Annotated in this window: 14 protein-coding genes and 1 other RNA gene; 8 read left to right on the top strand and 7 right to left on the bottom strand. The window is 53.5% G+C overall.

Features of this window, described 5'->3' with window-relative positions:
- The 7 genes from RTK01_RS05295 to RTK01_RS05265 all read left to right on the top strand — a co-directional run.
- A partial coding sequence (locus RTK01_RS05295) for an SWIM zinc finger family protein (RefSeq protein ID WP_312279968.1) occupies positions 1-273 on the top strand: 273 nt, incomplete at its 5' end.
- A gap of 14 nt (positions 274-287) precedes the next feature.
- Positions 288-446 (top strand): hypothetical protein, encoded by a 159-nt coding sequence (locus tag RTK01_RS05290; RefSeq protein WP_312279967.1) that lies wholly within the window; start codon positions 288-290, stop codon positions 444-446.
- 10 nt (positions 447-456) lie between these two features.
- Positions 457-2,043, top strand: coding sequence for a recombinase family protein (locus RTK01_RS05285; protein WP_312279966.1), 1,587 nt, complete (start codon positions 457-459; stop codon positions 2,041-2,043).
- Positions 2,044-2,078: 35 nt separating this feature from the next.
- Positions 2,079-2,480 carry a manganese catalase family protein gene (locus RTK01_RS05280; protein WP_312279970.1) on the top strand — a complete coding sequence of 134 codons (402 nt, stop codon included), beginning with the start codon at positions 2,079-2,081 and terminating at the stop codon, positions 2,478-2,480.
- A 161-nt stretch (positions 2,481-2,641) separates the two neighbouring features.
- Positions 2,642-3,577, top strand: coding sequence for a hypothetical protein (locus RTK01_RS05275; protein WP_312279965.1), 936 nt, complete (start codon positions 2,642-2,644; stop codon positions 3,575-3,577).
- 18 nt (positions 3,578-3,595) lie between these two features.
- Positions 3,596-4,567, top strand: coding sequence for a hydroxymethylglutaryl-CoA lyase (locus RTK01_RS05270; RefSeq protein WP_312279964.1), 972 nt, complete (start codon positions 3,596-3,598; stop codon positions 4,565-4,567).
- 20 nt (positions 4,568-4,587) lie between these two features.
- Positions 4,588-5,895: a citrate:proton symporter gene (locus tag RTK01_RS05265; RefSeq protein WP_312279963.1), complete on the top strand. Its 1,308-nt coding sequence runs from the start codon at positions 4,588-4,590 to the stop codon at positions 5,893-5,895.
- A gap of 81 nt (positions 5,896-5,976) precedes the next feature.
- Here the strand turns inward: RTK01_RS05265 and RTK01_RS05260 are convergent, their stop codons facing one another.
- From RTK01_RS05260 to murD, 4 genes are all read right to left on the bottom strand, one after another.
- On the bottom strand, positions 5,977-6,936 hold the full coding sequence (locus RTK01_RS05260) for a LysR family transcriptional regulator (RefSeq protein WP_312279962.1): 960 nt from the start codon (positions 6,934-6,936) through the stop codon (positions 5,977-5,979).
- Between the two features lie 488 nt (positions 6,937-7,424).
- The gene (gene ligA / locus RTK01_RS05255) at positions 7,425-9,401 is read right to left on the bottom strand and encodes an NAD-dependent DNA ligase LigA (RefSeq protein WP_312279961.1); all 1,977 of its coding nucleotides are present in this window, start codon (positions 9,399-9,401) and stop codon (positions 7,425-7,427) included.
- Between the two features lie 57 nt (positions 9,402-9,458).
- Positions 9,459-10,157 carry a sporulation protein YunB gene (yunB, locus tag RTK01_RS05250; protein WP_312279960.1) on the bottom strand — a complete coding sequence of 233 codons (699 nt, stop codon included), beginning with the start codon at positions 10,155-10,157 and terminating at the stop codon, positions 9,459-9,461.
- Between the two features lie 43 nt (positions 10,158-10,200).
- Positions 10,201-11,580 (bottom strand): UDP-N-acetylmuramoyl-L-alanine--D-glutamate ligase, encoded by a 1,380-nt coding sequence (gene murD, locus RTK01_RS05245; RefSeq protein WP_312279959.1) that lies wholly within the window; start codon positions 11,578-11,580, stop codon positions 10,201-10,203.
- A gap of 147 nt (positions 11,581-11,727) precedes the next feature.
- Here murD and rnpB point away from each other — a divergent pair.
- Positions 11,728-12,155: RNase P RNA component class A (gene rnpB, locus RTK01_RS05240), an RNA gene on the top strand.
- 236 nt (positions 12,156-12,391) lie between these two features.
- Here rnpB and RTK01_RS05235 read toward each other — a convergent pair.
- Genes RTK01_RS05235 through RTK01_RS05225 form a run of 3 tightly spaced genes read right to left on the bottom strand, consistent with a single transcriptional unit; the run spans position 12,392 to position 14,619 of the window.
- On the bottom strand, positions 12,392-13,126 hold the full coding sequence (locus RTK01_RS05235) for a YebC/PmpR family DNA-binding transcriptional regulator (protein ID WP_312279958.1): 735 nt from the start codon (positions 13,124-13,126) through the stop codon (positions 12,392-12,394).
- Between the two features lie 4 nt (positions 13,127-13,130).
- On the bottom strand, positions 13,131-13,922 hold the full coding sequence (locus RTK01_RS05230) for a Nif3-like dinuclear metal center hexameric protein (protein ID WP_312279957.1): 792 nt from the start codon (positions 13,920-13,922) through the stop codon (positions 13,131-13,133).
- Positions 13,906-14,619 (bottom strand): class I SAM-dependent methyltransferase, encoded by a 714-nt coding sequence (locus RTK01_RS05225; protein WP_312279956.1) that lies wholly within the window; start codon positions 14,617-14,619, stop codon positions 13,906-13,908. Before RTK01_RS05225 ends, RTK01_RS05230 begins: the two co-directional genes overlap by 17 nt.
- Between the last annotated feature and the right edge of the window lie 10 nt (positions 14,620-14,629).

Below are 14,629 nucleotides of genomic sequence, written 5' to 3'. Positions count from 1 at the left end.
GAAATTTTTATTGCGCCGCCGTTTGATATGTCCGCTCAAATAAAATCTTCCAGTGAAGAGATTTATCACACTACTCTCTATAAATGTAGCTGCCCGGACTTCTCCAGACGGAATATTGTCTGTAAGCATATGTTCCGTCTGGCTATGGAGGTCGGGCTTCTATTTAACCTTAGTCCCAAACGCTTAGAAGCCGATGTTCAAGCTTTATTGGATAAACAAGTGAAGCTGGCTCACGATATTGATAAGTCGAAGAAAAAAACTCACCCTAAGTAGTAAGAGGTACGTATATGATTACATCTCAAAAGGCTATGCAAATTATGTTCGAGCCAGATGCCGAAAAGCGCGATTCCATAATAGACGCGCTTTCAGAGCAGAGCGCAAAGGACCTTTTGAAAATATGCCTGAAGATTGTTTCCGAACAGTTGCGCGGAAACCCTGAGAAATAGAGGTGATAACATGTCCAAATCCTATGCCATCTATCTTCGCAAATCCCGTGTAGACTTGGAGGCGGAGGCGCGTGGCGAGGGCGACACATTGAAGCGGCATCGTAACCGGCTGCTGGCGATTTCCAAGCAACAGGGGTTGACCATTACAAAAATTTATCCGGAGGTGGTTTCTGGCGAAACCATCACTTCCCGTCCCCTGATGCAGCAGTTGCTCCACGACGTGGAAAACGGTTTATATACCGGTGTGCTGGTCATGGAAGTCGAGCGTCTTGCCCGTGGAGATACGATCGATCAGGGCATTGTTGCGCGGGCCTTTCAGTATAGCGGCACGAAAATCATTACGCCCGCAAAGACCTATGACCCCCTCAATGAATTTGACCAGGAGTATTTTGAATTTGGTTTGTACATGTCCCGCCGGGAGTATAAAACGATCAACCGCCGCCAGCAGGCCGGACGCGTCGCTTCTGTGAACGAAGGAAAGTGGCCTGCCAACCGCGCCCCCTATGGCTATCGCCGGGTGAAGCTGGACGGGCAAAAGGGCTGGACGCTGGAGCCAGACGAAAATGCAACCGTGGTGCAGGACATTTTCCGCTGGTATACAGAGGGCGTACCCCAGCCTGACGGCAGTGTAAACCGCATTGGCGTCTCCCGGATTATCCGGCGCCTGAACGAATCGAACGTCTTGTCCCCGGGCGGGAAGGACTGGACGAACTCCGCCATACAATCGCTTTTGCGTAACCCCACCTACGCAGGCTGGGTTCGCTGGGGAAACCGTGCGCAGGTCAAGAAGATACAGGATGGCGCGGTGCAACGCTCCCGGCCTCGTGCGAAAGCGGACGACACTTCTCTCCGCTTGTGCCGCGGACTGCATGACCCCCTGATTTCCCAAGATACCTTTGACGCAGCGCAAGCTCTGCTGCGCTCCAATCCGGGGCGGCCCGGGCCCAAAAGGTGTGTCACCACAAACCCGTTGGCAGGTCTTATAAGATGCGACCACTGCGGGCGAATGATGGTCCGCCGTACTTACATAAAAAGCGGATATCCCCCCACGCTGATGTGTCCCTATACCTCCTGTCCCACTGTGAGTTCAGATTGCAGTCTCATTGAATCCATGGTATTGCAGGGTATGCGGAAATTTCTCGCCGATTTTGAGCAAACGCCTTTGGAGCAAGATACGGAAGCCGAAAGCACCGAGCGCACCGCTCTTTCGCGTTCCATTTCTGGTTTGAAGAAAGAATTGGAACAGATCGACGCGCAGGAACAAAAAGCCTACGATTTAGTTGAACAGGGAATTTACACGCCAGAGATTTTTACAGACCGGACTACGGAACTCTCTCGCCGCCGACAGGCCGCCGAGAAACAATTGGAAACTCTGCTGGAAGCCGTCTCTGGATTGGATTCCCGTATTCAGGCAAAAAAAGAAATCGCCCCCGCCTTTCGCCGTGTTCTGGATAACTTCGAGTTAGCAGAAACAGCAAAAGAGAAGAACGAACTACTAAAAAGCGTGTTGGACCACGTTGAATATCATAAAACCATTGGTGGCCGTTACCGCGAGTCCGATCTAAGCATCAAGCTCGCGCCAAAGCTGCCCAACTAAAGTTTCTATATTGATAATCTTACGGGACAGAAGAACTGGGGCATTTGGAGATGGTGGGTACCATTGTCCATCAGTTAACCCGGAACCTCACGGAAAGTGACGTGAGAGAGGGTGGCTTTGCCCCCTATTTTATCGACCACACCACCTCGGTCTATCCCACCGCCGCCTCCGGTTCTCCCTGGAGCGCAGACGGCATTGCCGTCACTGGTGATACCATCGCGGATTTGACCGAGGATTTGGCAGCAGAGCAAAAAGCCCGTCTGACCTATGACAACATTTTGCGGATGAGCGATGACCCGGATGTCACCGATGCCATTCGCTTCCTCCGCGCCAGAGAAATCGTCCACTTCCAACGCTTCGGCGAGGGACTTCGGCTGGCCAAGGACCGGATGAACGAGAAAAATGTGTACTACATGAATCCGTCCTTTGACAAATAACCGGACTGCAATGAATAAAAGGCGATATGACTTTACAGTCATATCGCCTTTTTTGCTGGTCTACTCTTTCGCGGCAGTGTATCACACTTCAGCCCATTTAAGACGGCGGACGGAGCCTATCCTATTTCTTTAACAATCGCTCTGATACTAAGCTGTGCCTAATGATGGGCTATGATGCACTGACTGCCGCTGCCGTTATCATCACAGCAAGTTCCTTTGGCAGCACCTGCGGTATGCTGAATATTAGTACCACTGCTATCGGCAATACGCTGGCGGAGCTTCCGCTATATCATGGCATGGGATTCCGCTGGATTGGCTTTGTCTGTATGCTTGTCATTACGACTATCTTCATCGTTCGATACGCGGAGAAGGTGCGCAAAGATCCCACAAAGAGCATTGTATATGGGATTCCAAACGCCATTGAGGTTCAAGACGCCGATCATCTTCCGGCCTTTGGTTTAAAAGAAGGCATGGTCCTGTCAACATTGATTCTGGGCGTAGCTGCACTGATGATTGGCTGCTCATATTATGACTGGAGCTACGAGCAGACCGCTGTGTGCTTTTTACTTACTGGAATCGTCTCTCAAATTGTTGGGCGCAAGAATCCCAACCGGATGTGCACTAGCTTCGTAGCTGGCTGCCGAGTAATTCTAGGTGCGTGTATTATGATCGGCCTTGCCCGTTCTATCGCGATTGCGCTGGATTCCGGCTACATTCTGGACACCGTTGTGTACTATTCTGCAAAGGCGCTTAACACTCTACCTCCCCTGCTCCAGGCTCCCGGTATGTTTATTGCCCATACAGTAATTAATTTCTTTGTAACATCAGGTTCCGGTCAGGCCAACATTACTATGCCCATTTTCCTGCCAGTGGCCGATCTAATTGGAATGTCACGGGAAACAGCAATTTTGGCACTGAATTATGGAGACGGATTGAGCAATTATATCTATCCTCATTCGTCCTCCCTGATGGCATTTTTGAGTGCTTGCGGCGTTGGGTATGGCAACTGGATGAAGTGGATGGGTAAGATGTTCATTATCTGGTTTGTTTTTGCCTGCTTATTTATGATGCTGGCCGTTGCCACCGGTTATTGCTGATTGAAGGGATAATGTGATATGAATGAGAACATGACTGTAATGCAGCTTCCCTCAGCGATTCGCTTGTGCGAAGTAGGACTTCGGGATGGATTGCAAAATGAGAAGCAGCAGTTGACTTGGCAGGAAAAAGTTCAGTTGGTTAACGCCATGGGCAAGGCAGGCTTCCCTGTGATTGAAGTGGGAAGCTTCGTTAGCCCCAAGGCAGTGCCGCAGATGTCCAATACCGATCAGGTGTTTTCGGAGATGGAGCGCTTCCCCGGTGTGGAATATCGAGCGTTGATTGCCAATGCCCGGGGTGTGGATCGTGCCATCGCCTGCGGATGCGAGAAAGTTAAGCTCAACGTTTCTGCCAGCACAGCGCACAATCTGGCCAATCTAAACTGCACGCCATCTCAGAGCGTGGCTGGCTTTGCCGCATGCGTGGAAAAGGCCCTTGCCGCCAACATTGGTATTTCCGGCTCTATCTCCATGGCCTTTGGTTCCCCATGGGACAAGGAAATTCCCATTCAGGACGTGAGGGAGATCACGGAGGCTTATTTAGCGGTGGGCATCAACGAGATCAGCCTTTCCGACGCATCAGGCATGGCCTATCCAACTCAGGTGGTGGATATCTGCCGGGAGATGAAAGCCAGCTATCCGCAGGTGAATTGGTGGCTGCATTTCCACAATACCCGCGGGCTGGGTATTGCAAATATTCTGGCCGGAATGCAGGCTGGTTTTACCCAATTTGACGCCAGCTTTGCAGGCGTGGGTGGATGTCCCTTTGTTCCTGGCGCGGCTGGAAATGTGGCCACTGAGGATGTACTGCATATGTGCGAAGAAATGGGCGTGGAAACCGGCGTGGATCTGGATAAAGCCATGGATATCAGCCGCAGTGTGGTGGATTTGGTGGGTCACGTCACAGATAGCTATCTCCTTCGCGCAGGAAAGTCCAAAGATTTGATCCGTGAGCTGCCTGTGGGGCAGATTAAGAATCAGACACAAAAATAAGCAAGAAAGAAGGCCGAATCATGACTGCCCTGATTGGATATATGATGCTATTTGCCATCATGTTTTTACTGATGCGAAACAAGATGATGCCAATCGTAATTTTTGTGACGATCCCGGTAATCGGCGCGCTCCTGCTAGGTAATGGACCGGCAGCCATCGGAGATATGATAAACGAGGGGCTTTCTTCTGTATGGAAGACCGCGGTCCTGTTTATCTTTTCCACATCCTATTTTGGTATTATGAACGATGCCGGGATGTTTGACCCCATCGTGGATCGGCTTGTGAAAAAAGCCGGCAACAATGTGGTTCTGGTGACAGTGGCCAGCGGCATAGTCGCAATTTTGGCTCATTTGGATGGTGCCACCGCCACCACGGTGTTGGTTACCATTCCAGCTATGCTTCCGCTGTATAAGCGATTGAAAATTTCAACCTATACGCTGCTGCTGATCGTAGGCTGCGCCATGGGTGTGATGAACCTTCTTCCCTGGGGCGGCCCCATTGTCCGGGTGGCAACAGTGCTAAACATGGATGTAACTGAGCTGTGGCATATTTTGCTGCCTTTCCAAGTGGTGTGTATCGTGCTAACACTCGTGATCGCCGCCGTTTGCGGCGTGGTGGAAAAGAAGCGGGGTGCCGGGCAGTTTACTGAAAGTGAGCTTCACGAGATGGAGAGCACGGTGCTGGATGAGGCGGTCGTCGCGCTAAAGCGCCCGAAGCTGATTGTGTTTAACATTCTGCTCACGGTGGTACTTATTGCCTGTCTGTGCCTTTCCATCATGCCCACTCATTCCTGCTTTATGATCGCCTTTGGTATTGCTGTCTGTGTTAATTATCCCGGCCTAAAAATGCAGCAGGAACGATTCAAAGCCCACGCCGGAGAAGCGCTGAATATGTCCGCTACGTTGTTGGCTGCCGCAGTGTTCATCGGTGTGATGCAGAACTCCGGAATGTTGGATGCGATGGTAGAGGTATTGCTGGCCATCATTCCCGATTTTCTGGGGCGGTACATGAACATCATTGCGGGTTTCATCAGCGTACCCGTGGGCGCTGTTCTTGGGGCGGATACATTCTATTACGGTGTTTTCCCGTTGCTGGGCGAGGCGGCAACCTCTTTTGGTGTCCCAATGCTGGATGTGGGTGTGGCTATGCTCATCGGAAAGAATGTGGGTATGATTATCAGCCCCTTGCAGCCCACCACATATTTGGCGTGCGGCTTGGCTGGCGTAGAGGTTTCCGCTCACCTGAAGAAAAATTTCGGTTGGTGCTGGATTATTAGCATTATACTGTGCGTTGTGGCATTGATAATGGGCACAATGTCCATTTATTGAGTTCAAATTCCTTTTGCAATGAACTAGCACAAGACCCGGGGCATTTGCCCCGGGTCTTGTGCTAAATATTGCTAAATACTGCTAAATCAGATCATATTGGCTAAATACCTTGCAATTCTGGCGGATCATCTGCAACAGCATCTGGGTACTCCTCCGGAACACCCGACTTTGCAAATAGGATACCACTACAGGATTGGTTTCGTGGAAATCTTTGATTGGGAAGATATTCAGCTTGTTATTCAGCTCCTGATTTAATTTCAGTACACCGGGAAGATACATGGTCAGGCAGAAGCTAGCCGTATAATCCCGCGTGGACATCATGTGATGCAGGTCTGGGTGGCTGGAAACATGGACGCAGTCGAGACTGGCTCCGATTTTTTCCAGATGCCGCTTTAGCAGCATACTGGAATTGAAGTATGGCAGGTTGAGCGCAAAAGGCATCTGCTGAAAATTCCGCAGGTCAGCGCCTTCCGTCAGCCACATCTGCTTGCAAGCGGGATACAACTCCGGAAAATATTGGTGGAGCATATTGTCGCTGACCACTAAGTACAGCTTTTCCTGCAAGATCACTGTGGATGTAAGAAAGCGAGAGGGCGTGTTCGGCATACCGACGACCATCATATCCAGACGGTTGTTCAACACCATCTCCTGCAATTCCGGCGAAGCTGCACTGACGATACGCAGGTGTACATCTGGAAAAGCATTTTTAAAATCGCTGATGAGGTTGGGCATCAAAATACGGAATCGTCCTTCCGTCGTTCCCAAAGTGATTTCTCCGCCTCGATCCTCCCTCAAATCGGCATACTCGTCCCGCAAATTACGCTCCAGCGATTTCACTTGGCACAGCGCTTCATACATGGATTGTCCTGCCGGAGTCAACCGGAAAGAAGGCTTGCGCTCAAACAGGGTTATACCAAAATCCGCCTCCAAATTGGACAGATATTTACTCAAATTCTGGTGAGAAATGAATAGACGTTCCGCCGCACGAGTCATATTGCCCTCCTCGGCCAGAACTAGAAAGTAATGATAATTGGTAAACATGAGATTCATCCCTCCTTCCTTAGTTTACTATACCGTCCGGAAAAGCTCAAGCATGTTTTATGCATAAACGCTGTAACAGTATGGCAATCTCTCGTTCTGCAGAAATTTATAAGGGAGTTCTGTGATGCAGGCAGCAGAAGCTTGTAAAAAGGGCATGACTGTAAAGTCATACCCCTTTCATATATTGTATACCCGGAAGTATAACTGCTGAGAAAGGAAGTCCAGCGTCAGAATCTCACAATGAAAACTGGAAGGCGTAAATTGGATGAGAAACGCTGAGCCGAACTGGAACCTTTTGGGTACATCCATCAGCGTCAGACTGATTCAGTAAGCGAGATAGTTCATCTCGTTTCACGGTCAAAACGTCCTTTTCAGATTTCATCTGCCGCAGAGATAGGGGAGAAGATTCGGAATGTCGACAATCAGGTTTGCAATCCACTTATGCTTTTTCGTGTCATGCTCTCCCCTGCACCTGAACTTCTCAGCCCTCATTCCAGCAGCGCCGCAAACTCATCCTCCGTCAGCACGGGGATACCCAGTTCCTGCGCCTTTTGAAGCTTGCTTCCTGCGGAGTCCCCCGCCACCACATAGGCCGTCTTTTTGGAAACGGAGGAGGAGGCTTTCCCACCCCGGGCTTGAATCATCTCCTCGGCGGCCTTGCGGTCAAACCGGGTCAACGTGCCGGTGAGAACAAAAGTTTTTCCCGCGAAGCGGTCGTCCACCGTCTCCTCTGTACAGGTCGTGTTCACTCCGGCGCTGCGGAGCTTTTGCAGCAGGTCCTGCGATTGGGGGCTTTTAAGCCAGTCCAGAATGAACTGAGCCGTGACGGCCCCCACGCTGTCAATGCATGTCAGCTCTTCCGGCGTGGCCCGTTCCAGCGCGTCAAGCGTTCTAAAATGCTGGGCCAGCACCCGTCCGGCTTTTTCACCCACCTGCCGGATGCCCAGCGCGTAGAGCAGCTTTCCAAGATCATTTCCCTTGGATTTCTCGATGGCGGCCACCGCATTGGAAGCAGACTTCTCCCCCATGCGTTCCAACTGGATAAAGTCCTGCTCCGACAGGCTATATAAGTCGGCTGCGGAGTGAATCAGCCCGGTTTCAATCAATTGTTGAAGCACGGCGGGGCCAAGCCCGTCGATGTCCATGGCGTCCCGGCTGACAAAGTGCGTAATATTGCGAAGAAGCTGGGCCGGGCACTCCGCGCCGGTGCAGCGCACCGCCGCGCCGTCCTCGTCCCGCGTCACAATTGCGCCGCAAACGGGGCAAGTCTTCGGAAGCTCATAGGGGACCGTCCCCTCCGGCCGCTTGGAAACGTCCACCTCCACGATTTCGGGGATAATCTCTCCCGCCTTCTGGACCAACACGGTGTCACCCACGCGAACGTCCTTTTCAGCAATATAATCCTGATTATGCAACGTGGCGCTCTGGACGGTGGTGCCTGCCAGATGGACCGGGGCAAGCACCGCCTTGGGCGTCAGCACTCCGGTGCGCCCCACCTGAACCACAATGTCCAGAACCTTGCTCGGCTTCTGCTCCGGCGGATACTTGTAGGCAATGGCCCATTTGGGGCATTTCACAGTGCTGCCAAGTGATTCCCTGTCGGACAACCGGTCAATTTTAATTACTGCGCCGTCCATATCGTAGGGATAGCTCATTCTCCGCTCGTTGATGTCATAGATTTCCTTCAGGCACGCGTCGGCGGTAAGGACCGTTTTATGGGGGATAACGGGGAAATGCTGGCTTTCTAAATAGTCCAGCGTTTCGGAGTGGGTGGCAAAGCTTCGTCCCTGCACCAATTGCAGGTTGAAAATCCGGATGTCCAGCCGCCGTTCCGCCGCGATTTTCGGGTCAAGCTGGCGCAGGGAGCCTGCGGCTGCGTTTCGGGGGTTGGCCATGAGGGGCTTCCCCTCTATTTCCCGGCGGCGGTTGATTTCCTCAAACACGGAGCGGGCCATATAAACCTCTCCCCGGACAATGAGCTGGGGCAGCTTCTCTGGCAGCGTCATGGGAATGGAGCGGACAGTGCGCAGGTTCTCCGTCACGTCCTCCCCCACCCTGCCGTCGCCTCTTGTACCACCGCTGACAAATACGCCGTCCCGATACTCCAGCGCCACCGACAGTCCGTCTACCTTCGGCTCCAGAGAATACGCTGCGTTCCCATCAAGCGACTCCTCCATCCGGCGGCAGAAATCCTCCACCTCTCCGGCGGTAAACACATCCTGCAAGCTCTCCAACGGAACCTCGTGGCGATAAGAGGAAAAGCCGTCCTTCAGCTTGTCCCCCACGCGCTGGGTGGGAGAATCCGGGACGATTTCCTCCGGATGCTCCTGTTCCAACTGCTGAAGCCGACGGTTTTTCATGTCGTAATCATAATCCGACATGGTGGGTTCGTCCAATACATAGTAGCGGTAGGCGTTCTCGTTGAGCTCCTCCCGCAGTCGCTTCATTTCCTCGCGATAGTCCATGCGCTCGCTCCTTTTCCTTTCCTGCCCGGACTGAAAGCGGGAGGGGTTTCCTCCCGCTCAGCCCTTGTTGAGAATCAGCTCTCTGGCGTCATCCGCTTGATCACCCGTATTGCTGAAATAGGTATAGCTCTCCGGAACCGTGCCCACAATCACCGTTTCCGCCACGGTAAAGGCGTTGCTCACCTGTGTGGCGGTGTTAAAGCCGGGCAACAAGATTGCCACGGATACATCCACCTCCAGCAGAATCCGATGCTTGGTCTGGTTGATCCCCGCAGTATCAAACTGGTTTTCCAGATGTGCTCTGGATGATCCCACGGACTGCATCCGCACCTTCACCCCCGGCCCACGCCCGGACAGCAGAGCAGACCCGGTAAGGCTGCCCACAGGGATGGACAAGTCTTTTGTGGACACGTCGGAGAGCCGGTCTAAAATCACCTTTAAAATTTTAGACTGCAAGCGGTTAAACTCCGGCATATTGCTTTTTACCGCCGTAATTTTCCCTTCGTTGTCCTTTTCAAAGGAAATTAAATCGTCATATTTAATCTCCCCACTGTCAATTGTCTCATTCACCGCCTGCGCGACGATGCCGTTCACCGTGTTGCTGACCCGAGTAACAGCCAACTGGGTCAGTAGCTGCTTCATCTGAAGACCCGCCACAGCGGCAAAAATCCCCAGCCCCAGAAACACCGCCGCCAGCAACAGCCGCGCCAGCGTCCGCCGAGTCAGAGGGCGGCGGTAATATCCGTATGATCTCATAGAATCACCCCATTGGAAGATTCTATGCGAAAGGGGCTTTTCCCTATTTCAATCCGGACACAATCTGCTTAAAAACCCTGCCCCGCTCCATAAAGTTTTTAAACTGGTCAAAGGCCGCGCAGGCGGGACTCAGCAGAATCACATCGCCCTCCCCCGCTCTCTGTGCTGCGGTTTCCACGGCAGCGTGAAGCTCAGAAACAGTCAGCATTTCCGGAGTTCCCTGATAATTGGGCGCATTTTCTACGCAGTCGCGGATTTTTTCCGCCGTGGCCCCGCAGAGAATCAGAAGCTTCACATGCTCCACAAGCTCCGGCCCCAGCGTGTCGAAGGGAATGTGCTTGTCGTAGCCTCCCGCAATGAGAATGACTTTTTCCGGGAAGGACCGCAGACCCGCGATGGTGCGGGAAGGGCTGGTTCCGATGGAGTCGTTGTAGTAACGCACACCCCGCAGCGTCCTTACCAGTTCAATGCGGTGCTCTACACCGGCAAAGGTCCGGGCCACCTCCCGCATTGCTTCATCGGGCACCAAACCGTCCGTGGCAGCAATCGCTGCCATATAGTTTTCCACGTTATGAACGCCGGGAAGCAGGATATCAGATGTGTGCATGATTTCCCGCTCCACCCCGTCTGCCCGGGAGACGATCACATCTCCCCGGAGGAATACGCCCTCCTCTGGCTCCCCTTTGCGGGAAAACAGCCGCCGACGACCGACGGCGCGGCCTGCCTGCTCGGCCGTAATATCGTTGTCAGCATTAAATACGGCAATATCCGATGAATACTGATGTGTAAAGATATTTTCCTTTGCAGCTATATACTCCGCCATATCCCTGTGTACATCCAAATGATTGGGCGCCAGATTTGTAATTACGGCGATGTGGGGGCTGCGGGTCATGGTCATCAGTTGGAAAGAACTCAGCTCCAATACTGCATAGTCCTCCGGCCGCATTTTATCCGCCTCGCACAGCAGCGGACGGCCGATGTTTCCGCCAACGTGAACGTTTTTTCCGGCCTCCCGCAAAAATTCGGAGATTAGAGTGGTGGTGGTGGTCTTCCCGTCGCTTCCGGTAACAGCGATCAGCATACAGGGAGCCACTTGAAAGAAGACCTCCATTTCGGATGTAATCTCGCTTCCCCGTGCCGCTGCTGCCAAAAACTCCGGAACATCCCGACGCAGTCCTGGCGTGCGAAAAATCACGTCCTGAGTTAGATTCTTCAGGTATTCGTCTCCCAGCTTCAGCGTCACGCCAAGGCTTTCCAGCCGACCGGCCTCACAGCCCAAATCCTCCCGGCTTTTGCGGTCGCAAGCGGTGACGCGAACACCCGATTTCGCCAAAAGCTCAATCAGCGGCGTGTTGCTGACGCCGATCCCCACAATGGCCACGGTTTTATCCCGAATGGATGCGATATATTCCTGTAACGTCATAAGCGGTCCCTCCAAAAGCGCCCGCAGGGGCGGAAAAATTACTCAAAACAGTATACCGCAAAGCGGTAAAAATAGCAATCAGGACCCTTAAATTTTTCACCCTCTTTGCTGTTGACAAGCAGTGAAAGAGCGGGTAAAATAAATGGGCAAGTAAAACAGACAGTCGCGTAGGCAGGCCGAAAGGCCGTCTATGAGGAAAGTCCGGGCTCCATAGGGCAAGGATAACGGGTAACGCCCGCCGAAGGCGACTTCAGGAAAAGTGCAACAGAGATATACCGCCTTCTTTTGCCGTTCCATGGCGGTCGGGCCGCGTCGGCTAGCGCCGTCCTCGGACGGAACGCGGAATTGTCGGCTTCCGTGGATTGGCAAAAGACGGTAAGGATGGAAAGGCGAGGTAAGAGCTCACCCGACGGCTGGAGACAGTCCGTCGCTGTAAACTCTATCCGGAGCAACACCGTGGGGAAGCAATAGGTTGGCCCGACCGCTTCCAGGAGGTGGCTTGAGCGCGTCGGCGACGGCGCGTCGAGATAGATGACTGTCAAATACAGAACCCGGCTTACAGTTTTGCTTGCATCAGATATGGCCCTGGCTGCGGAACACGCAGCCAGGGCTTGTTCTTTTTTCCAATGCCCCTCATTCCCTTTTCACCCCTCCTTATTCCTTAACTTTAGGTTATTATATTCAACAAAATCTATGTTTTGTTGAATATAATAGTATAAAGAAGTCCGAGAGCAGTTTGCTCCCGGGCTTCCTGTTTTTTTAATATAGCCTTTAAACTGCTTCGGTCAGCAGACAAATGGGACAGCTCAGCTCAGTCCTGCTCCCAGTTATGCCAGACGTTCTGCACATCCTCGTTGTCCTCCAGCATATCAATGAGCTTATCCATGTTCTTCACATCGCCCTCGCTACTGAGCACAATGGTGTTCTGGGGGACCATCTCGATGTCGGCGTTGACAAAGCTGTACCCCTTCTCCTCCAGTGCCTTTACCACGGCGTTGAAGGAATCCGGGTCGGTGTTGATCTCAAGAGCAGGTCCGTCGGCGGTAAAGTCCGCCGCGCCAGCTTCCAGCGCGTCCATCATCACGGTGTCCTCGTTCAGTTCTCCGTCCTCGTTGTCAATGACGATGACGCCTTTGCGGTCAAAAGACCAACTAACGCAGCCGGGCGCGCCCATGTTGCCGTTGCACTTGTCAAAGGCATGGCGAACCTCCGGCGCGGTGCGCTGGCGATTGTCGGTAAGGGCCTCCACAATGACGGCCACGCCGCCGGGGCCGTAGCCCTCATAGGTAATGGCCTCAAAGCTCTCCGTATTGCCCGCGCCCATGGCTTTCTCAATGGTGCGCTTGATATTATCGTTGGGCATATTCACTGCCTTGGCCTTTGCAATGACCGTGGCAAGACGGGAATTGTTGTTGAGATCGCCGCCGCCGCCTTCCTTCACGGCAACGAGAATCTCCTTTGCCACCTTGGTGAATGCCGCAGATCGTCTCGCGTCCGCCGCTCCCTTGGTTTTTTGGATATTATGCCACTTGGAATGTCCAGACATATGTTTATTCTCCTTTAATGTAGAATTGAATGACTTCCCGGTGGGAAGCGGATTTTTCAATGGAAAGCCCGGGGAAATTTCCTTGCAACCAGTCAATCAGCGCATGACAGACCGGATCCTCCGTGGGGAAATGGCCTGCGTCCAGCAGATTGATGCCCTTCCCTGCTGCGTCCAAAAACGCGTGATAGCCCAAATCGGAGGTCACAAAGGTATCACAGCCAGCAGCGGCCGCCGCATCCGCGTATTCGCCGCAGGCTCCACCGCCCACGGCCACGCGAAGCACCGATTTTCCGGCGTCGGCATAGCGCACGCCGTTGCAGTCCAGTGCCTGAGAGACATAGGCGGCAAAATCCCGCAGCGCCATGGGTGCCGGGAGCCGCCCCATTCGGGCAAGCCCATCTGTCCCGGGAAGGGGCCCAGGGTCCTCCAGACGGAGAGTATAGGCCAGCACGTCATTCACGCCGCCCTCCGCCACATCCAAATTCGTATGCATGCAGATCACGCACATATTCGCACGGACCAGCTTCCGCAGCAGCCGCCCCTGCGGGGTATCCTCCCGCAAGGTTTGCACCGGAAGCCACCGACAATTCATCACCGGATGGTGAGCAACAATCAATTGGCAGCCCTTTGCAATCGCCTCATCCGCAACCGCTTCCGTCACATCCAGCGCCGCCAAAGCGCAGGTAATTTCCGCAGCCGGGTCGCCCACCAGCAATCCCACGTTGTCCCAATCCATTGCACCGGCTTTGGGCGCGAGTTCAAACAGACTTTTCTCAATTTCAAGAGCCGTTGGCATGACGCCACTCCTCCCATAATTCCAGCAGGGACCCAATTACATCCCTCAGCCGGTCCGCTTTTTCCCACGTTTTCGGTCCGCTCCCTCGGTTAAGCCCAGCCACCGCCGTCTGGAGCCTTAAAATCTGCTCCACAAGATACCGTCCGCCCAGCGGGTCCCGCTTCAGGTAAGAGCCGCCATATATTTGCCCCGGAGACAGGCTCTGCGAACCGGCCCCAATCTCCAGCACAGGATAAATGGTTCCCCGGTCCTCCACCAGACGCTCCCTGCTAATGGCGTAGCCATTGGCACTGAGAAAGGTCCGAAGCTCCTCCGCCCGGGACTGGGGCTGAAGCAGCAGTGTGTGCCTGCTGTTCGCCGTCCAGGGCGCGGCGGCGAGAATGGAAACGATGTTCTCTCCGCCCATACCCGCGATCACTACAGTATCCGCCTCTTCCGCCCCCACTCCGGCAAGCCCATCGCACAGACGGAAGTCAATCCGCTCCAAAATGCCTAAGCGCCGTGCGGTATCTTGCCCCCGGCCCAGAGGGCCGGGCCGCAGATCGCAGGCGATGGCGGAGCGAAGCCGTCCCTCCAGCGTCAGCCAAACCGGGAGATAGGCGTGGTCCGTACCCACGTCCGCCAGAGCGGCACCTTGGGGGACCCAGTCCGCCAACAATTGAAGCCGGGCCGACAACTCGGGTTTCCGTGCATTCATTCTGTCATCA

Origin of the sequence: Oscillibacter sp., assembly GCF_031978065.1 — a bacterium.
Taxonomy (GTDB): domain Bacteria; phylum Bacillota; class Clostridia; order Oscillospirales; family Oscillospiraceae; genus Oscillibacter.
This window is presented reverse-complemented; position numbering and strand designations above follow the sequence as displayed.